Below are 17495 nucleotides of genomic sequence, written 5' to 3'. Positions count from 1 at the left end.
GGCGGATACGGGAGGATGAGGCCGTGACTTTTCCCGACTCCGCGTACCGCTCGGACTGCTCCAGCTGCGCCGGCCTGTGCTGCGTCGCGCTGTCCTTCACCCGCTCGGCGGACTTCCCGGAGGACAAGGCGGCCGGCGACCCGTGCCGTCATCTCGGTCCCGACTTCGGGTGCGGGATCCATGACCGGCTGCGTGATCGCGGGTACGCCGGGTGCACGGTCTTCGAGTGCTCCGGCGCCGGTCAGCAGGTCACTCAGGTGACCTTCGGCGGCACAGACTGGCGTACGGAGCCGGACCTGCGGCGGAGCATGTTCGACGTCTTCGGGGTGATGCGGCAGCTGCACGAGATGCTGGCCCTGCTCGAGGAGGCCGGGTGGCGTGGCACCTCGACCGAGCTCGCCGACGTGACCGCACGGGTCTCCTCGGCGGCGGGCGGCACCGCCGACCAGGTGCTCGCCACCGACGTCCCCGCGCTCCGTGCGGTCGTCGGGGATGCGCTTCGGCAGGTGAGTGCGGAGGTACGCCGCCCCGCGGGCGCTGCGCTCAGCGGTGCCGATCTCGTCGGCCGCGACCTGCGTCGGCGGGACCTGCGTCGTGCCGACCTTCGGGGCGCGCTCCTGGTGGCCGCGGACCTGCGCGGCGTCGACCTGGCCGATGCCGACCTGCTCGGCGCCGATCTCCGTGACGCGGCTGCCGCGGGTGCGGATCTCTCCCAGGCCCTCTTCCTCGGCCAGTCGCAGGTCAACGCCCTACGTGGCGACGCGAGCACCCGGCTCCCCGAGGGCCTTGCCCGACCGGCGCACTGGACGTAGGCCGGATCCCGGCCCGGGAGCGGGTGAAAGTGGCAGCCCGGACCCGGATCCGGCTGCCACTTTCGCCCGCTCGTGACTGATCAGACCAGCGTCGCGGTGTCGATCACGAACCGGTAGCGCACGTCGGAGGCCAGCACCCGGGCGTACGCCTCGTTGATCTGGTCCGCGGAGATGACCTCGACTTCGGAGCCGATGCCGTGCTCGGCGCAGAAGTCGAGCATCTCCTGGGTCAGCGCGATGCCGCCGATCATCGAACCGGCGAAGTTGCGCCGGTTGGTGATCAGCGAGAACACGTTGACGCTCAGCGGCTCCGCGGGCGCGCCGACGTTGACCATCGTGCCGTCCACGGCGAGGAGGCCGAGGTAGGCGTCGACGTCGATCTTGGCGCTGACGGTGTTCACGATCAGATCGAACGAGCTGGCCAGCTGCTCGAAGGTCGCCGGGTCGGAGGTGGCGTAGTAGTGGTCGGCGCCGAGCCGCAGACCGTCCTCCTGCTTCTTCAGCGACTGCGAGAGCACGGTGACCTCGGCGCCCATCGCGTGCGCGATCTTCACACCCATGTGGCCGAGGCCGCCGAGCCCGACGATCGCGACCTTCTTGCCAGGACCCGCGCCCCACTTCTTCAGCGGCGCGTACGTCGTGATGCCGGCGCACAGCAGCGGCGTCGCGGCCGCGGGGTCCATGCCCTCGGGCACCTGGAGCGCGAAGTCGGCGTCCACGACGACGTGGGTCGAGTAGCCACCCTGGGTGAACGAGCCGTCACGGTCCTTCGCGGCGTACGTCCCGACCCCGCCGCCGGGGGTCGAGCAGTGCTGCTCGTCGCCGTTGCGGCAGTTGTCGCACTCGCGACACGAGTTCACGAAGCAGCCGACGCCGACGCGGTCACCCACCTTGTGGCGGGTGACGGAGGAGCCGACCTCGGTGACGCGGCCGACGATCTCGTGGCCCGGCACGACCGGGAACGGCTGCCGGCCCCAGTCACCGTTGACGGTGTGGATGTCGGAGTGGCAGATGCCGGCGAACTCGATCGCGATGAGGACGTCGTTCACGCCGACCTCGCGGCGCTCGATGGTGATGGGGGCCAGCGGCTCGCCGGCGGAAGGGGCTGCGTACGCGTTGACGCGCATGGATGTTCTCCTGGGTCGGGGTGAGTAGTGGGTCACTGGCTCTCGCGGCTGCGGATCCGGTCGGCCAGAGTGTGTGCCTGCGCGCCGATCTCTTCAGCGCGTGCCTGATCGCCCGCCGCCATGGCACGCCAGTAGTCGGTCTTGAGGCCGACATAGGTCCGCCGCAGCTCGAGGTTCTCGGCCTCCCTGGCGAGGCGGGCCGCGTGCTCGGTGAGCATGTCGATCTGCTCGGTCGCGCCATCGCTGCCGAGGCGGCTGTTGGCGACGTACGCTCGCATGTCGTCGATCGAGAGCCCGATCGCGGCCAGGCAGGAGACACCGGTCAGCTGGTCCAGGTCTGTCTCGTCGTAGACCCGGTGCCCGCTGCTGGCGCCACGGCTGACCGGCCTGATCAGTCCGATCGACTCGTAGTAGCGCAAGGTGCTGGCCGGCAAACCGGTCAGCGTCGCCACCTCGCGGATCGAATACGTCCGCGAACTCGTCGTTGCAGTCACACCAATGACGCTAGGAACTTCAAGTACTTGAAGTCAAAGGATTGATTTGTCGACTTGTTCATTTGTCTTGCCACGCGCCCGCGGCCCGGGCGTAGATTGCGACCATGACCCTCCGCACGCATGCCGGCGTCGACAGCTATCTCGACGGCCTGCCCGAGTGGCAGCGCGACATCTGCCGTGAGCTGCGAGAGATCATCCACGATGCCGATCCGGACATCGAGGAGACGATCAAGCGGACGGTGCAGCCCTACTTCGTGCTGCAGGGCAACGTGTGCGCCCTCCTCGCCACCAAGGACCACATCAACCTGTTCCTCTACGACCCGACCGTCCCCGATCCCGCCGGGATCATCAACCAGGGTCACGGCAACGCCACCGGGCGAGCCATCCAGATCTACCGCGGTGACGCGATCGACCGCCCAGCGCTGACCGAGCTGCTGCGGGCCATCGTCGCCAACAATCGCGCCGGTGGCTGGCGGCGTCTGCAGAAGGGCTGACCCCACTCCTGTCGGACCGGTCAGGCCAGCGGAAAAGAAGTTTGAAACTTCCGCTTGACCTTGACCCAGCGTCAACCCACGACGCTGTTCCACATGAACCCGACACCAGCCATCCAGATCGCCGGACTGACCAAGTCCTACGGCGACGTACATGTCCTCGAGGGCGTCGACCTGAGCGTCGAGAAGGGGAGCATCTTCGCCCTCCTCGGCTCCAACGGCGCCGGCAAGACCACGGCCGTGAAGATCCTGACCACGCTGCTCAAGGCGGACGGCGGCCAGGCGGCGGTCAACGGCTTCGACGTCAGGACCCAGGCCCAAGACGTACGCGGCTCGATCAGCCTCACCGGCCAGTTCGCCGCCGTCGACGAGATCCTGACCGGTCGCGAGAACCTCATCCTGATCGCCAAGCTGCTCCGCGAGAAGAACCCGGGCGCGGTCGCCGACGACCTCCTCGCCCGGTTCTCGCTCACCGAGGCCGGCAACCGCAAGGTCGCGACGTACTCCGGTGGCATGCGCCGCCGGATCGACATCGCGATGAGCCTGATCGGCAACCCGCCGGTGATCTTTCTCGACGAGCCGACCACCGGCCTCGACCCGGAAGCCCGGATCGAGGTCTGGCAGGCGGTCAAGGAGCTCGCCGAGGGCGGCACGACGGTGCTGCTCACCACGCAGTACCTCGAAGAGGCCGAGCAGCTCGCCGATCGGATCGCGATCCTCCACGAGGGCCGCATCATCGCGAACGGAACCCTCGCCGAGCTCAAGGCGATGTTCCCGCCCGCGAAGCAGGAGTACGTCGAGAAGCAGCCGTCCCTCGAGGAGATCTTCCTCGCCATCACCGGCAAGAACAGCAAGACCAGCGAGAGCAACAACAGCACCGTCCCCGCCGGCAACACCACCGTGAAGGAGTCATGATGACCACCCGATTCTTCGGCGACACCGCCATCCTGACCGGCCGCTCCCTGCGACACATCGGCCGCAGCCCCGACACCATCGTCACCACCGCGATCACACCGATCGCCATGATGCTCATGTTCGTGTACGTCTTCGGCGGCGCGATCGACACCGGCTCCCACGAGAGCTACGTCAGCTATCAGCTACCCGGCATCCTGTTGATCACCATCGCCTCGGGCATCGCCTACACCGCGTACCGTCTCTTCCAGGACAAGAACGGCGGCATGTTCGACCGGTTCCAGTCGATGCCGATCGCCCGGTCCGCGGTCTTGTGGGGACACGTGCTGACCTCGCTGGTCGCGAACATGATCTCGCTGGTCGTGGTGGTGCTCGTCGCCCTGCTGATGGGCTTCCGCACCGGCGCGAGCGTGCTCGACTGGCTCGCCGTGATCGGCATCCTGGCCCTGTTCACCCTCGCGCTGACCTGGCTCGCGGTGGTTCCGGGGCTGACGGCCGGCACGGTCGAGGGAGCCAGCGCGTTCTCCTACCCGCTGATCTTCCTGCCCTTCCTCAGCTCGGCGTTCGTCCCGACCGACACCATGCCCGGCCCAGTGCAGGCCTTCGCCGAGCACCAGCCGGTCACCTCGATCGTCGACACCATCCGGGCGATCTTCGCCGGCCAGGACCCGGGCAACGAGCTGTGGATCGCGCTGGCCTGGTGTGTCGGCCTCCTGGTCGTCGCGTACGTCCTGGCCACCGCGGCCTACCGCCGCAAGTTCGCCTGACGAAGCTGGCAGCACCCAGATAACTGAAAAGCGATGACAGCGATGCGGTTCATTGTCACTATTCGGCAATGCTCACGATCAGCCAAGTGGCCTCTGCGGCCGGAGTCACCGTCCGGGCCGTACGCCACTACCACGCCAAAGGCCTGCTGCTGGAGCCCGAACGTGACCACTCCGGCTACCGACGCTACGACGCAGCCGCCGTCGTGGACCTGATCAAGATCCGCATCCTCGCCGACGCCGGCGTCCCGCTCTCCCGTGTCAAGGAGCTGCTGGACGCCGGCGACGACGATTTCAAGACGGCTGTCGCCGAGATCGACAAGCGCCTCCGGTTGGAGATCCGCGAGCTCCAGGGCCACCGCGAGCGGATCGCCAGGCTCGTCCACGGCGACGGGCTCGCCCTCCCTCCCGAGGCGGTCGCCTATCTGGGACGGATGCGGGAGCTCGGTATCCCGGAACGGATCGTCGAGGGGGAGCGCGACGCCTGGATCCTCGTCGCCGCCCAGCAGCCGCAGAGCATGGATGCCTACATCCGCAGCAAGGTCGGCCAGCTCGATGATCCTGCGGTTGTCGAGACCTACAAGCAGATGGCGGACCTGCTCGACTGGCAGCCCGGCGACCCGCGTCTGGAGACCATCGCCGACCAGATCGTCGCCCAGATGAACGCGGTCTCCGACGAGGACTGGACCGCCTACGTCGACGGCGACCAGGCCATGCCCGACGAGCTCGCCGCACTGCTCGACTCCATGTTCGTCGAGCAGGTCCCCGTGGCTCGCGACCTCATGCGCCTGGTCGAGAAGCGCGGCTACACCGGCTGGACCAAGCTCGAGCGGATCGAGAAGTAGAGGACGTACGCCACCCAGGGGCAATCTGCAACCAGCGGGTTGCGACTGTAATGGAGAAGTGCAACACTGAGGTTGCACGTCCACTACTCAAGGAGGACCCATGGTTCGCACAACCGAAGAGCTCGCCGAGCTCGACAGCATCCGACGCCAGATCGTCATCGACGCCAGCGCCGAGAAGGTCTGGTCCCTGATCACCCGCCCCGGGTGGTACGTCAACGACGGCACCGTCCTCGACGACCCGGACACCCGCGTCGAGACCACCGATGACGGCACCGAGGTCGCCGTGGTCACCCACCCGACGATGGGCGAGTTCCGGTTCCGCACGATCGAGCTCGATGAGCCGCGCTACGCCGCGTTCCGCTGGCTCGGCACGCCCTACCGCGACGCCACCGAGGGCACGTTGGTGGAGTTCCGGATCGAGGAGAATCCCGCCGGCGGCGTGACCCTCGAGGTTCTGGAGAGCGGCTTCTCCACCCTGTCCGAGGACCCCGCGGTCTGGCTCAAGGAGCGCGAGGGCAACGACGGTGGCTGGGCCCAGGAGCTCGAGGCGGCCAAGACGTACCTCGAGGCGCGTTCGTGACCGCGACGCCCACCCTCCCCGAGATGTGCGCGGCCCTGGGCGACCAGACTCGCTGGGACGTCCTCACCCGGCTGGGGCAGGAGACGATGTCCGCCTCCGCCCTGGCCCGGGTGCTCCCGGTCAGCCGCCAGGCGATCGTCAAGCACCTCGACGTACTCTCCGAAGCCGGCCTCGTCACCGCCGAGCGCCGGGGCCGCGAGATCGTCTACGCCGCCCTCGGCTCCCGCCTCAACGCCCTCGCGCACGAGCTCGACCGCATCGGCAACGCCTGGGACGCCCGACTCCGCGCACTCAAGTCCCTCGCCGAGTCCCCGGACGAAGGTCTCCCCGACGACCGAACCTAGGCCCCCCACCCGATCGCAAGCTCGACCGACCGCCGCCACCGAGCGAACTCGGCATCCCGGGCGGCAGCATTCATGGCCGGCCGCCACTCGGCCGCCCGCCGCCAGTGCCGCCGTAGGACCTGTCGGTCCGGCCAGTACCCGGCCCCGAGCCCAGCCGCGTAGGCGGCACCGCGCGAGACCGTCTCGGCCACCATCGGCCGGACGACAGGGATGTCGAGGAAGTCAGCGATGGTCTGCATGAGCAGGTTGTCGGCGGTCATGCCGCCGTCGACGGCCAACTGTGTCAGCGGAGCAGAGGCGTCGGCGTTCATTGCGTCGATGACCTCCCGGGTCTGCCAGGCGGTGGCCTCGAGGACGGCGCGACACAGATGGGCCTTGGTGACGTACGAGGTCAGCCCGACGATCACGCCGCGCGCATCGGGCTCCCAGTGCGGTGCGTACAGGCCGGTGAACGCCGGGACGACGTAGCAACCACCGTTGTCGGCCACCGTCAGCGCCTGGGTCTCGATCTCGGCGGCCGAGCGGATCAGCCCGAGGCCGTCGCGGAACCACTGCACGAGCGCCCCGGCGACGGCGATCGATCCCTCCAGCGCGTACGCCGCCGGCTCGCCCTCCATCGCATGCGCGACCGTCGTGATCAACCCGTGCTGCGAACGCACCGGGGTCGAGCCGGTGTTGAGGAGCAGGAACCCGCCCGTCCCGAAGGTGCACTTCGCGTCGCCGCGGTCGAACCCCGCCTGCCCGAACAGCGCGGCCTGCTGATCACCGATCACCGCCGTCACCGGGATCCCGGGGATCGGCGCGACGGTGGTCCCGAAGGCAGAGACCGTCGGCCGGATCTCGGGCAGCATCGACCGTGGAATCCGCATGGCCGCCAGCAGCTCCGGGTCCCAGTCGAGCGTGCTGAGGTTCATCAGCATCGTGCGGCTGGCATTGGTCACGTCGGTGGCGTGCGTCCCGCCGGCCATGCCCCCGGTCAGGTTCCAGACCAGCCACGAGTCCATCGTCCCGAACAGGAGATCCCCGCGTTCCGCCCGCTCCCGCAGGGAAGGAGAGGAGTCGAGCAGCCAGCGCACCTTCGGCCCGGAGAAGTACGTCACCAGCGGCAGCCCGCACCGAGCCTGGATCTCCGCCTCGGGCATGTCGGCGGCGACAGCGGGCAGCACCTCGGACGACCGCGTGTCCTGCCACACGATCGCGTTGTGGACCGGCCGGCCGGTGTGTCGGTCCCACACCACCGTGGTCTCGCGCTGGTTGGTGATCCCGAGCCCGACGACCTGGGAGGCAGACGCCCCGGCATCCGCGAGCGCCTCCGGCAAGACCCGGCAGACGATGTCCCAGATCTCCATGGGGTCGTGCTCGACCCAGCCCGCGCGCGGATAGTGCTGATGGTGCTCCCGCTGTGCCAGCGAGACCATCCTGCCCTCGCGGTCGAAGAGCATGCACCGGGTCGAGGTCGTCCCCTGGTCGAGCGCGGCCACATAGCGAGGGCTGCTCATGCCGCCCGGCCATGACCGAGCGCCCGCGAGATCGACCGGGCGACACCGACGACCTGCTCGACGAGATCCGAGCGCGGCCGCCCGCGCGAGTCGCACAGCCGCGGCACCGGTCCGGCGATGCCCACCGCGGCCACCACGTACCCGCCCCGGTCGCGAACCGGCGCCGCGATCCCGGCCAGCTCGGGTCGCGCCTCCGAGACGGCCGAGGCCCACCCGGTGTCGCGTGCGTCCGCCAACGCCCGCAGCAGCGCCGACCGATCGGTGATCGTTCGGAACGTCAGCCGGTCCAGCCGCCGCCCGACGACGCTGCGGGCCGCGCCCGGATCGAACGCGACCAGCACCTTTCCGAGCGCGGTGGCGTGCAGCGGAAGCGACCTCCCGGTGTCCATCACCTGCACTCCCGGCCCTGCCCGGAAGACGTGGTGTGCCACCACCGCGGAGCCGCCGCGGTAGGCCGCGATCCGCGCCTCCTCGCCCGTCCGGGCCGCCAGCGTGTCCACCCAGTTGAGCGTCTCCGAGCGCAGCTCGTTGAGATCCAGGGTCACGGACCCGAGACGGAGCAGTCCCGACCCCACCAGATAACGCCCGGTGACCGGCTCCTGGTCGACGAAGCCCGCCCCCGCCAACGTACGCAGCAGCCCATGGGCCGTCGGCTTGGCCAGCCCCACGGCGGCCGCCAGCTCCCCAAGAGCCATCGGCTCATTGGCGGCGGAGAGCACTCGCAGCAACGCAGCCGCCCGCTCGACTGATTGCACGGTCCGAGACATCGGTAAAAGCGTAGAGGCCGAGCGCGGCACCCAGCGGAGGTTCGGCGGTCCAGGGGCCGCCGGTGCCACCCCGCGAGACACGCAGCGTTCGGCGATGCCGAACGGCTGCGGTTGTGACCGGCATCACGCGTCCCTACCGTGCTGGAGTCCGCCAGACCCCACACGGCAGGAGCAGCGCATGACAGAACCAACCGCTTCGGGCGGCCCGTCACCGGCACGTCGAACGCTCATCGGAGAGCTCAGCGCGGAGTTCGCCGGGACGATGATCCTGATCCTGTTCGGAGTCGGTGTGGTCGCGCAGGTCGTGACCGGCGATGGCGGGCTGGGCGATCACGACTCGATCGCCTGGGCCTGGGGGATCGGGGTGATGCTGGGCATCTACACCGCGGGACGGATCAGCGGCGCCCACCTCAACCCGGCCGTCAGCCTCGCGCTGGCCGTCTTCAGCGACTTCGAGTGGCGCAAGGTACTGCCCTACAGCATCGCCCAGGTCCTCGGCGCCTTCGTCGCCGCCCTCATCGTGCGAGCGGCCTACGGCGACGCGATCACGAGCGTCGACCCCGGCCACACCCACGCCACCCAGGGCATCTTCTCCACGCTCCCGGGCAACGGCGACGCGGCGCTGGGCATCAGCCTGACCACCGCCTTCGCCGACCAGGTGATCGGCACCGCGATCCTGCTGTTCCTGATCATGGCGATCACCGATGCCAAGAACTCCGCGCCGATCGCCTGGTTCGCACCGGTCGCGATCGCGTTCGTGATCGTCGGGATCGGGATGGCCTGGGGCGCCAACGCCGGCTACGCCATCAACCCCGCCCGTGACTTCGGGCCGCGGCTGGCTTCCTTCCTCACCGGGTATGAGGGGGCATGGGTGACCGCAGCCGGAGACGTCTACTTCTGGATTCCGATCCTCGGCCCGCTGCTCGGTGCGCTCGTCGGAGCCGGCGCCTACAAGGTGTTGATCTCGCGTTTCCTTCCCGCGCTGGAGGAGGCTGAGGAGGTAGGAACGATCCCCGGGGAAGCAGACGAGGAAGTCCTGGAGCCCGAGCGCAAGACCGCCTGACCGAGCAGACCTACAGAAACAGAGAGGACCGACGACATGCCCGACTACGTCGCAGCCGTCGACCAAGGCACCACCAGCACCCGCTGCATGATCTTCGACCACGGCGGCAACGAGGTGGCCCGCCACCAGCTCGAGCACGAGCAGATCATGCCGAAGGCGGGCTGGGTGGAGCACAACCCCGTGGAGATCTGGGAACGCACCAGCTCGGTGATCCAGACCGCGCTCGGCCGCCAGGGTCTGACCGACAAGGACATCGCCGCGCTCGGCATCACCAACCAGCGCGAGACCACCGTCGTGTGGAACCGAAAGACCGGAAGGCCCTACTACAACGCCATCGTCTGGCAGGACACCCGCACGGACCGGATCGCCTCGGCCCTGGACAGGGACGAGCGCGGCGACATCATCCGGCGCAAGGCCGGCCTGCCGCCGGCCACCTACTTCGCCGGCGGCAAGATCCAGTGGATCCTGGAGAACGTCGACGGCGTCCGCGAGGCCGCGGAGAGCGGCGATGCCATCTTCGGCACCACCGACAGCTGGGTCGTGTGGAACCTGACCGGTGGCCCCAACGGCGGCGTGCACGTGACCGACGTCACCAACGCCAGCCGCACCATGCTGATGGACCTCGAGACCCTCGACTGGGACGACGAACTGCTGGGCTTCTTCGACATCCCGCGCCAGATGCTCCCCGAGATCCGGCCGTCCTCAGAGCCCAAGGCCTACGGCACCACGCTCGCGAACGGACCCCTCAAGGGCGAGGTTCCGATCACCGGCATCCTCGGCGACCAGCAGGCCGCGATGGTCGGCCAGGTCTGCCTGGATGCCGGCGAGGCCAAGAACACCTACGGCACCGGCAACTTCCTCCTCCTCAACACCGGCCACGAGCTCGTACGCTCCCAGAACGGCCTCCTCACCACGGTCTGCTACCAGTTCGGCGACCAGCCCCCGACGTACGCCCTGGAGGGCTCGATCGCCGTGACCGGCTCCGCGGTGCAGTGGCTGCGCGACCAACTGAGGGTGATCAGCAACGCCGCCCAGTCCGAGACCCTTGCCAAGGAGGTCGAGGACAACGGCGGGGTCTACTTCGTGCCCGCGTTCTCCGGACTCTTCGCCCCCTACTGGCGCTCGGACGCCCGCGGCGTGATCGTCGGCCTGTCCCGGTTCAACACCAGCGGCCACATCGCCCGGGCCACCCTGGAGTCGATCTGCTACCAGAGCCGCGACGTCGCCGATGCGATGGAGAAGGACTCCGGCGTACGCCTCGAGGTCCTCAAGGTCGACGGCGGCGTCACCGTCAACGAGCTGTGCATGCAGATCCAGGCCGACGTCCTCGGTGTCGAGGTCAGCCGACCGGTGGTCGCCGAGACCACCGCGCTCGGAGCCGCCTACGCCGCCGGCCTGGCAGTCGGGTTCTGGAAGGACACCGACGAGCTCCGCCAGAACTGGAACGAGTCCAAGCGCTGGACGCCGGCCTGGAGCGAGGAGCAGCGCGAGACCGGGTACGCCGGCTGGCGCAAGGCCGTCGACCGCACGCTCGACTGGGTCGACGTCGACTGACGGCGTCGTTTCAAAAACGCCCAGTTTGGGGCATGTGCGGAGCGACCCTTCGGACGTACGTTGCGAATGGGCCCGGCCGGGGCCCGGCAACTGCCTCGACCGGTCCGTTGGCACACCAACGACCGAGGAGGCAGCAATGTTCATCCAGATGATTCAGGGCCCCTGCACCCGGCAGGACGAGGCTCACCAGTTGCTCGACGAGTGGCGTCGAGACCTGGCGCCGAGTGCGACCGGGTGGCTGGGCGGCACCTACGGATTCACCGACGACGGCCAGCTCATCGGGGTGGTCCGCTTCGAGTCCCGCGAGGCCGCGATGGCCAACTCCGACCGCCCCGAGCAGGGGGAGTGGGCAGCGAAGATGGCCGAGGTCATGGACGGGCCGATGGAGTTCCACGACTGCGACGACGTCGCGCTGCTGTTCGACGGTGGCTCCGACGACGCCGGGTTCGTGCAGATCATCCGTGGCCGCGTCGACGACCCGAGCCGGCTCAAGGCGATGATGGCCGACACCACCCAGTTGCACGAGATGCGCCCCGAGATCCTCGGCGGCACCCTCGCGATCGAGGCGGACGGCAGCTTCGTCGAGACTGTCGCGTTCACCAGCGAGGACGAGGCCCGCAAGGGCGAGCAGATGGAGCCGCCGGAGGACGTACGCCGCGAGCTCGACTACGCGATGAAGGGTGCGACCTTCTACGACCTCCACCGCCCCTGGTTCGAGAGCGCCTGAGGAGGCCCGCGATGTTGACCGACAGCAATGTGATGGCGAACATCCCGGCCGCCGACCTCGAGCGGGCTCGTCGCTTCTACGCCGACAAGCTCGGGCTAGAGCCGAGCGGTGAGGACCCCGGCGGGCTGCTCTACACGACGTCGGGCGGGACGTCCTTCCACCTCTACGAGACCGAGCAGGCGGGCAAGGCCGGGCACACGATCGCCCAGTTCCACGTGGCCGACGTCCGCAAGGAGACCGAGGACCTGCGCGGCAAGGGTGTCAGCTTCGAGCACTACGAGATGCCCGGACTGACCTGGGACGGTGATGTCGCAGGCATGGGTGAGACCGGGCACGCAGCCTGGTTCAAGGACAGTGAGGACAATATCCTCTGCATCGACGACGCGGTGCCTGCCTGAGAGGAAGCTGCCTGAGGGGGAACGAGGGGTCCGGCTCAGCCGGGTCCCTCGCCCGCCCCGACGTGCTGAGCCAGATACGCCTGCAGACCCACGCGGTCGATCGCGTCGAGCTGGGACTCGAACCAGTCGGCGTGCTTCTCCTCGTCGCGGACCATCTCCTCGAAGACGGCAGCGGTGCCGTGGTCCCCGAGCTGGTGGCACTCTTCGCCGCCGGCGTTGAACTGGGCGACCGCGGCGCGCTCGCTCGCCAGGGCGAGGGAGAGCATCTCCTCAGCGGTCTCGCCGACCTCGATGGGGTTGAGTCGCTGCACGTTGGGGTGCCCGTCGAACATCAGGATCCGGTTGATCAGCTCGTCGGCGTCGCGCATCTCGTCGATGGACAGGTCGTAGAAGACCTTGCCGAGCTTGGGCAGACCCCAGTTGTCGAGCATTCGAGCATGCAGGAAATACGTGTTGGTGACGGTGAGCTCGAACGTGAGCGCCTCGTTGAGGAGCTCGACGACGCGTGGATCGACTGGCTGCATGACGTACCTCCGGTAGCGGGATCTTTCCCGATCCTGGCACGGCACCCCCGGAGTGAGGACAGACTCAGTTTGAGTCCGGTTGCGTCAGCTCGCGGCGCCGTCAGCCACGAGGTGCGAGCACTCCTGCTCGAGATGCCGGGCGACCTGCTTCTTCACCGAGAAGACGCACGAGCCGCAGTCCTGGGCGGCACCCGTGGAGCGGCAGATCGCGCTGACCGTGCGCGCGCCGTCGGCCAGGGCAGCGTCGACGTCACGGTCGGTGACGACTCGGCACTGGCAGACGATCATGTAATTAGGTTAGCCGAACCTAAGGAAGATGACGAGGGGGCGTCTCGATTCTTACTGTGCGGTCTCGCCGGCGCGGCGGCTCACATTCTCCCGGTATGGTCCAGGTCACATCGTCGCTCCCGGCCCTCGGAGGATCTCTTGCGCATCGCAGTCATCGGCACCGGCTTCGGCGGCCTTGCCGCCACGATCGAGCTCAAGAAGCGAGGCCACGACGACATCGTCGTGTTCGAGAAGGCCGCTGACGTCGGCGGCGTCTGGCGGGAGAACACCTATCCGGGAGCCGCCTGCGACGTACCTTCCAGCCTCTACTCCTACTCCTTCGAGCCGAACCCGCACTGGCCCCACAAGTTCTCCCGCCAGCCCGCGATCCTCGACTACATCCACAAGGTCGTCGACAAGTACGACGTACGCCGCCACGTCCGGTTCCGCACCGAGGTGACCGCCGCCAGCTGGGACGACGAGGCGAAGACCTGGCGGCTCGACCTCAGCACGGGGGAGACCGAGACGTTCGACCTGTTCGTGCCTGCCGTCGGGCAGCTCTCGCGGCCCTCGATCCCGAGCATCCCCGGCACCGAGACGTTCCGGGGAGAGGCCTTCCACTCTGCCGAGTGGGACCACGACCTCAGCCTCGACGGCAAACGGGTCGCGGTGATCGGCACCGGGGCGAGCGCGATCCAGTTCGTACCCGAGGTGCGGAAGAGTGCGGCGCAGGTCCTGCTCTTCCAGCGCTCGGCGCCCTACATCGTCCCGCGCAAGGACTTCGAGCGCGCCGACCCCGATCACCCGACCCGGCAGCTCCTCGACCGGGCGAAGATCTGGGTCCAGGCCGAGTGGCTCACCACCTCCTTCCACGTCAAGCCCTTCGGTGCCGTCATGCGCGCCTGGTCCAGGCGCCACATGAAGGCCCAGACGGCCGCGAAGCCCGGACTCTTCGAGAAGGTCTGGCCCGACTACCCCTTCGGCTGCAAGCGCATCCTCTTCTCCGACGACTACCTGCCCGCCCTCGCCCAGCCCAACGTGGACGTGGTCACCGAGGACATCACCGAGATCACCTCGACCGGCGTGACGACCGCTGACGGGCGCCACCACGAGGTCGACGTGCTCATCTGGGGAACCGGGTTCAAAGCCACCGACTTCCTCGCCCCGATGACGATCGCCGGCACCCAGGGCCGTGACCTGCACACCCACTGGAAGGACGGCGCCCACGCCTATCACGGCATGACCGTCCCCGGCTTTCCCAACCTGCTGATCATGTACGGCCCCAACACCAACACCGGTGGCGGCTCGATCATCTACTTCCTGGAGACCCAGGCCCGTTACCTCGGCCGGTACGCCGACCACGTCGCCGCGGCCGGGCCGCTCGAGGTCAGGGCGGAGGTCGAGGAGGCCTACGACGCCAGGGTCCAGGAGAAGCTGGCCGACAGCGTCTGGAGCAAGTGCACCTCCTGGTACCGGGAGAAGAACGGCCGCATCACCACCAACTGGCCCAGCATCTCGGCCCACTATCGGCGCAGTGCCAGCTACGAAACGAACGACTACACACCGGCCTGAAACGATCTGATAGGTCTTTGTGACCAACCTGTGCATTCCCTTATTCGTGTCAGAGGCCACATACTCGAAGGGATGACTACCTCAACCCCCCGGCGGCGACACTTCGCCGCGAGTCCTTTCAAGGCAGATCCCGAGCCGGTCATTGAGCAGTTCGAGTCTGGGGACCTGGTCTCCCACGACTCCTTCGGCCTGGGTCGGGTCGTCAACAAAGAAACGGCCGCAGTCACTGTCGACTTCGGTCCCCGGCTGGTGCGCATCGCCAGCCCCTTCTCCAAGCTTTCCAAGCTCTGACCCCCGTCTGAGCTGAACGAGATCGCCCTCCCCGAGTCTGCTCGGGGAGGGCGATCTCTGTCTGTCGGTAGCCCTAGGATCGGCACCGTGACCGTCACCATCCGCGATGCAGCTCCCGCCGACGTACCCGAGATCCTCCGCCTCGTCCACGCGCTGGCCGTCTACGAGAAGGAGCCCGACGCCGTCGAGGCCACCGAGGCCGACTTCACCACCGCGCTCTTCCCGGAGTCCGGGACGCCGACCACCCGCTGCCTCGTCGCCGAGACCGCTGGCACCGATGGAACGGGCGGCACGATCATCGGCATGGCGGTCTGGTACGTCACCTTCTCCACCTGGACCGGCCGCAACGGCATCTGGCTCGAGGACCTCTTCGTCGACCCGGAGCGCCGCGGCGCCGGTGCCGGCAAGGCACTCCTCGTACGTCTCGCCGAGATCTGCGTCGAGAACGACTGGCGTCGCCTCGAGTGGTGGGTGCTCAAGTGGAACGAGCCGTCGATCGCCTTCTACCGATCCCTCGGCTCGGTCCCGCAGGACGAGTGGGAGGTCCACCGCATCGACGGCGCCGCGCTCAAGGAGCTGAGCGCCGCCGGCGGCAGCTGACCACCGCTACCCCGCTGAATACGGCTGCGCTCGACCAGATGCCCGAGCCGCTCGGTGCTCTGGCCCACGTCGCCACCATCGGCCCCGGCGGTGCCCCACGCACGTCCCCGGTCTGGATCGGCGCCCACGGCGACCACGTCGTCTTCCTCACCGGCAACCGCGGTCGCAAATACCGATCGCCCTCGACTATCAGCACATCGGCGTCGGCTGAGCCGACCTCCGAGTCACCGCTCGCCGACAACGGTCGCCACCAGACCGTCCACCTCGTCCGTACGCAGCGGGGCCGGCGTCATCAGTCGTCGATAGAACACGGCACCCGCCAGTGCCTCGGCTGCCCGGCCCGGATCGCCGACGGCGTATCCAGCCTGCTGGGCTCGGGTGAGGGCATCGATCAGTCGCGTACGCCGCTCCTCGCTGTAGCGATGGTGCAGCTCCCGCAGGCCGGCGTCGCGCTCGGCGCCGTCGAGCACCGCGGGGAGGCAGTCGGACATCAGAGAGGACTGCATGGCGGAGGCGAGGTGGGAGACGATCGCGACCACGTCAGCACGTGGGTCCTGTTCCCCGGCCTCCGGACGTGGCTGCACGTTGAGCGTCTCCATCGCCGCGGCGACCAGACTGAGCCGGTCGTGCCCGAGCCGGTAGATCGTGCTCCGAGCGACGCCGGCGCGTGTGGCCACACCATCGATGGTGAATCCGCCGTATCCCCGCTCGGCGAGCTCGGAGAGCGCCGCTTCGAGGACCCTCTCCCGGCTGCGCACGACGCGGGGATCAGTTCGCCCTTGACGAGAAGCCATGCCCGGAGCCTACTATGCAACATTAGTGTCGCAGAGAGGAGAGACAGATGATTCCTGGATTCCGCTACATCGTCGACGACATGCCTGCTGCCGTCGCCTTCTACCGTGAGCTCGGCTTCGAGGACGTCGGCCCCAGGGCGGGCGGGTTCGCGATGCTCGAGGGCCACGGGCTGAGGCTGATGCTGAACAAACCCGGCGCAGGTGGCGCCGGGCAGGCTGCCGACGACGGGAACCTTCCGAGCGCCGGCGGCTGGAGCCGCATCCAGCTCGAGATGCCCGATCTCGACCAGGAGCTCCGCCGTCTGAGCGAGGCCGGGGTGCGGGTGCGCACCAGCCGCATCGACGGGCGCGGCGGTGCTCAGGCCGTGATAGAGGATCCGGCCGGCAATCCGGTCGAGCTCTTCATGCCCGCGTGACAGGCAGGGCCGCGAGGGCCCGGTGCCGCGTGCGGCAAACGGGTCACGCGCCTTGTGCAGGGGGTCTAGAGTGGGGTCTAGAACATCGCACGAAAAAAGTTGCTCTGGCGATTTGAAACGGCGCCAGGGTGTGTGTAGTGTTCTCCGAGTCGCCAGGGTGCGGCGGGAAGCAAGCGCGAGTCTTCGGGCGGGCTTCCGGCCCCGGAGCGACCACCTCCGCTCTTCGAGCATCGCTCGATCCAGGGTGTCTGGCAGCAAGTCTCAGGATTGGCTGCAGGACTCAGATCTGATTCCGATCAGATCGTCATGGCTGTGTTGGTGTGGATATTGCGTTATCCGATAACAGTGTGAATGCGCTGAATTGGACAACGAAGCGAGATCCGATAAAGTCCTCCAGGACGAGGCAGAAGCACCGGAGTTTGACCAGGGAAAGCGCGGAACGCGCCGAGTTGGGAAAGCGAAAGTGAGTCTGATAAAGTCTGGCAGGCAGGACCGGAAGAAAGCTTCTGGAGCTGGCAAGGAAAGCGCGAAAGGCGCCGAATTGCGAAAGCGAAAGAGAGCCTGATAAGGTTCAGCACGAAGAACAAAGCGAATAAAGCAGTCACCAGACTGGTCAGGAACTGAAGTTCCGAAGCTTACTGGTGTGCGTGTGAT

The 17495-nt window shown here is 68.1% G+C and carries 22 protein-coding genes; 15 read left to right on the top strand and 7 right to left on the bottom strand.

Annotated features, from left to right (window positions below; genetic code table 11):
- The first annotated feature begins 23 nt into the window (after positions 1-23).
- Complete coding sequence (locus tag ABZZ22_RS09405) at positions 24-812, top strand: pentapeptide repeat-containing protein (RefSeq protein ID WP_354929742.1); 789 nt, start codon at positions 24-26, stop codon at positions 810-812.
- Between the two features lie 80 nt (positions 813-892).
- Here ABZZ22_RS09405 and ABZZ22_RS09400 read toward each other — a convergent pair whose 3' ends face one another.
- Both ABZZ22_RS09400 and ABZZ22_RS09395 read right to left on the bottom strand, forming a co-directional pair.
- A complete protein-coding gene (locus tag ABZZ22_RS09400) occupies positions 893-1939 on the bottom strand; it encodes an NAD(P)-dependent alcohol dehydrogenase (RefSeq protein WP_354929739.1) in 1047 nt (348 codons plus the stop codon).
- A 32-nt stretch (positions 1940-1971) separates the two neighbouring features.
- A complete protein-coding gene (locus ABZZ22_RS09395) occupies positions 1972-2433 on the bottom strand; it encodes a MerR family transcriptional regulator (protein ID WP_292652896.1) in 462 nt (153 codons plus the stop codon).
- Between the two features lie 104 nt (positions 2434-2537).
- Here ABZZ22_RS09395 and ABZZ22_RS09390 point away from each other — a divergent pair, with 104 nt between their 5' ends.
- From ABZZ22_RS09390 to ABZZ22_RS09365, 6 genes are all read left to right on the top strand, one after another.
- Positions 2538-2927, top strand: a complete 390-nt coding sequence (locus tag ABZZ22_RS09390) for a DUF1801 domain-containing protein (RefSeq protein WP_354929736.1) — start codon at positions 2538-2540, stop codon at positions 2925-2927.
- Between the two features lie 93 nt (positions 2928-3020).
- Positions 3021-3839, top strand: a complete 819-nt coding sequence (locus ABZZ22_RS09385) for an ATP-binding cassette domain-containing protein (protein ID WP_354929733.1) — start codon at positions 3021-3023, stop codon at positions 3837-3839.
- Positions 3839-4603, top strand: coding sequence for an ABC transporter permease (locus ABZZ22_RS09380; protein ID WP_354929730.1), 765 nt, complete (start codon positions 3839-3841; stop codon positions 4601-4603). Before ABZZ22_RS09385 ends, ABZZ22_RS09380 begins: the two co-directional genes overlap by 1 nt.
- Before the next feature lie 68 nt (positions 4604-4671).
- The gene (locus ABZZ22_RS09375) at positions 4672-5445 is read left to right on the top strand and encodes a MerR family transcriptional regulator (protein WP_354929727.1); all 774 of its coding nucleotides are present in this window, start codon (positions 4672-4674) and stop codon (positions 5443-5445) included.
- 100 nt (positions 5446-5545) lie between these two features.
- On the top strand, positions 5546-6025 hold the full coding sequence (locus tag ABZZ22_RS09370) for an SRPBCC domain-containing protein (RefSeq protein ID WP_354929724.1): 480 nt from the start codon (positions 5546-5548) through the stop codon (positions 6023-6025).
- Complete coding sequence (locus ABZZ22_RS09365; protein ID WP_354929721.1) at positions 6022-6369, top strand: metalloregulator ArsR/SmtB family transcription factor; 348 nt, start codon at positions 6022-6024, stop codon at positions 6367-6369. Before ABZZ22_RS09370 ends, ABZZ22_RS09365 begins: the two co-directional genes overlap by 4 nt.
- On the opposite strand, the gene glpK (ABZZ22_RS09360) is transcribed toward ABZZ22_RS09365, so the two are convergent.
- A complete protein-coding gene (gene glpK, locus ABZZ22_RS09360; RefSeq protein WP_354929718.1) occupies positions 6366-7868 on the bottom strand; it encodes a glycerol kinase GlpK in 1503 nt (500 codons plus the stop codon). The two genes, ABZZ22_RS09365 and glpK (ABZZ22_RS09360), sit on opposite strands and share 4 nt — an antisense overlap.
- Complete coding sequence (locus ABZZ22_RS09355; protein ID WP_354929715.1) at positions 7865-8635, bottom strand: IclR family transcriptional regulator; 771 nt, start codon at positions 8633-8635, stop codon at positions 7865-7867. The genes glpK (ABZZ22_RS09360) and ABZZ22_RS09355 overlap by 4 nt, the downstream gene beginning before the upstream one ends.
- A 178-nt stretch (positions 8636-8813) precedes the next feature.
- On the opposite strand from ABZZ22_RS09355, the gene ABZZ22_RS09350 reads away from it, so the two are divergent.
- The 4 genes from ABZZ22_RS09350 (at position 8814) to ABZZ22_RS09335 (ending at position 12377) form a co-directional block, all read left to right on the top strand.
- The gene (locus ABZZ22_RS09350; RefSeq protein ID WP_354929712.1) at positions 8814-9698 is read left to right on the top strand and encodes an MIP/aquaporin family protein; all 885 of its coding nucleotides are present in this window, start codon (positions 8814-8816) and stop codon (positions 9696-9698) included.
- Between the two features lie 36 nt (positions 9699-9734).
- Positions 9735-11252 carry a glycerol kinase GlpK gene (glpK, locus tag ABZZ22_RS09345; protein ID WP_354929709.1) on the top strand — a complete coding sequence of 506 codons (1518 nt, stop codon included), beginning with the start codon at positions 9735-9737 and terminating at the stop codon, positions 11250-11252.
- 136 nt (positions 11253-11388) lie between these two features.
- Positions 11389-11979, top strand: coding sequence for a hypothetical protein (locus ABZZ22_RS09340; protein WP_354929706.1), 591 nt, complete (start codon positions 11389-11391; stop codon positions 11977-11979).
- A gap of 11 nt (positions 11980-11990) precedes the next feature.
- Positions 11991-12377, top strand: coding sequence for a VOC family protein (locus tag ABZZ22_RS09335; protein ID WP_354929703.1), 387 nt, complete (start codon positions 11991-11993; stop codon positions 12375-12377).
- 35 nt (positions 12378-12412) lie between these two features.
- On the opposite strand, the gene bfr is transcribed toward ABZZ22_RS09335, so the two are convergent.
- Together bfr and ABZZ22_RS09325 are read right to left on the bottom strand one after the other, a co-directional pair.
- Positions 12413-12901, bottom strand: a complete 489-nt coding sequence (bfr, locus tag ABZZ22_RS09330) for a bacterioferritin (protein ID WP_292652909.1) — start codon at positions 12899-12901, stop codon at positions 12413-12415.
- An 84-nt stretch (positions 12902-12985) separates the two neighbouring features.
- Positions 12986-13189: a (2Fe-2S)-binding protein gene (locus tag ABZZ22_RS09325; RefSeq protein ID WP_354929699.1), complete on the bottom strand. Its 204-nt coding sequence runs from the start codon at positions 13187-13189 to the stop codon at positions 12986-12988.
- Between the two features lie 138 nt (positions 13190-13327).
- On the opposite strand from ABZZ22_RS09325, the gene ABZZ22_RS09320 reads away from it, so the two are divergent.
- From ABZZ22_RS09320 to ABZZ22_RS09310, 3 genes are all read left to right on the top strand, one after another.
- Positions 13328-14740 (top strand): NAD(P)/FAD-dependent oxidoreductase, encoded by a 1413-nt coding sequence (locus ABZZ22_RS09320; protein ID WP_354929696.1) that lies wholly within the window; start codon positions 13328-13330, stop codon positions 14738-14740.
- A gap of 72 nt (positions 14741-14812) precedes the next feature.
- Positions 14813-15031 carry a hypothetical protein gene (locus tag ABZZ22_RS09315; protein WP_183542287.1) on the top strand — a complete coding sequence of 73 codons (219 nt, stop codon included), beginning with the start codon at positions 14813-14815 and terminating at the stop codon, positions 15029-15031.
- An 87-nt stretch (positions 15032-15118) separates the two neighbouring features.
- On the top strand, positions 15119-15631 hold the full coding sequence (locus tag ABZZ22_RS09310) for a GNAT family N-acetyltransferase (protein ID WP_354929693.1): 513 nt from the start codon (positions 15119-15121) through the stop codon (positions 15629-15631).
- Positions 15632-15855: 224 nt separating this feature from the next.
- Here the strand turns inward: ABZZ22_RS09310 and ABZZ22_RS09305 are convergent, their stop codons facing one another.
- On the bottom strand, positions 15856-16425 hold the full coding sequence (locus tag ABZZ22_RS09305; protein ID WP_354929690.1) for a TetR/AcrR family transcriptional regulator: 570 nt from the start codon (positions 16423-16425) through the stop codon (positions 15856-15858).
- Positions 16426-16472: 47 nt separating this feature from the next.
- Between ABZZ22_RS09305 and ABZZ22_RS09300 the strand changes: the two genes are divergently transcribed.
- Positions 16473-16841, top strand: coding sequence for a VOC family protein (locus ABZZ22_RS09300; RefSeq protein WP_354929687.1), 369 nt, complete (start codon positions 16473-16475; stop codon positions 16839-16841).
- Positions 16842-17495 lie beyond the last annotated feature (654 nt).

Source organism: Nocardioides sp. NPDC006273 (assembly GCF_040613495.1).
Classification (GTDB): Bacteria; Actinomycetota; Actinomycetes; order Propionibacteriales; family Nocardioidaceae; genus Nocardioides.
Note: the sequence above shows the minus strand (reverse complement) of the source record. Positions and strands in the feature narration are given on the sequence as shown.

Coding starts and splice junctions, on each gene's coding strand:
- ABZZ22_RS09400 (WP_354929739.1), bottom strand. CDS start 1,939: ATGCGCGTCAACGCGTACGCAGCCCCTTCCGCCGGCGAGCCGCTGGCC.
- ABZZ22_RS09390 (WP_354929736.1), top strand. CDS start 2,538: ATGACCCTCCGCACGCATGCCGGCGTCGACAGCTATCTCGACGGCCTG.
- ABZZ22_RS09385 (WP_354929733.1), top strand. CDS start 3,021: ATGAACCCGACACCAGCCATCCAGATCGCCGGACTGACCAAGTCCTAC.
- ABZZ22_RS09380 (WP_354929730.1), top strand. CDS start 3,839: ATGACCACCCGATTCTTCGGCGACACCGCCATCCTGACCGGCCGCTCC.
- ABZZ22_RS09375 (WP_354929727.1), top strand. CDS start 4,672: ATGCTCACGATCAGCCAAGTGGCCTCTGCGGCCGGAGTCACCGTCCGG.
- ABZZ22_RS09370 (WP_354929724.1), top strand. CDS start 5,546: ATGGTTCGCACAACCGAAGAGCTCGCCGAGCTCGACAGCATCCGACGC.
- glpK (WP_354929718.1), bottom strand. CDS start 7,868: ATGAGCAGCCCTCGCTATGTGGCCGCGCTCGACCAGGGGACGACCTCG.
- ABZZ22_RS09355 (WP_354929715.1), bottom strand. CDS start 8,635: ATGTCTCGGACCGTGCAATCAGTCGAGCGGGCGGCTGCGTTGCTGCGA.
- ABZZ22_RS09350 (WP_354929712.1), top strand. CDS start 8,814: ATGACAGAACCAACCGCTTCGGGCGGCCCGTCACCGGCACGTCGAACG.
- glpK (WP_354929709.1), top strand. CDS start 9,735: ATGCCCGACTACGTCGCAGCCGTCGACCAAGGCACCACCAGCACCCGC.
- ABZZ22_RS09340 (WP_354929706.1), top strand. CDS start 11,389: ATGTTCATCCAGATGATTCAGGGCCCCTGCACCCGGCAGGACGAGGCT.
- ABZZ22_RS09335 (WP_354929703.1), top strand. CDS start 11,991: ATGTTGACCGACAGCAATGTGATGGCGAACATCCCGGCCGCCGACCTC.
- bfr (WP_292652909.1), bottom strand. CDS start 12,901: ATGCAGCCAGTCGATCCACGCGTCGTCGAGCTCCTCAACGAGGCGCTC.
- ABZZ22_RS09325 (WP_354929699.1), bottom strand. CDS start 13,189: ATGATCGTCTGCCAGTGCCGAGTCGTCACCGACCGTGACGTCGACGCT.
- ABZZ22_RS09315 (WP_183542287.1), top strand. CDS start 14,813: ATGACTACCTCAACCCCCCGGCGGCGACACTTCGCCGCGAGTCCTTTC.
- ABZZ22_RS09305 (WP_354929690.1), bottom strand. CDS start 16,425: ATGGCTTCTCGTCAAGGGCGAACTGATCCCCGCGTCGTGCGCAGCCGG.
- ABZZ22_RS09300 (WP_354929687.1), top strand. CDS start 16,473: ATGATTCCTGGATTCCGCTACATCGTCGACGACATGCCTGCTGCCGTC.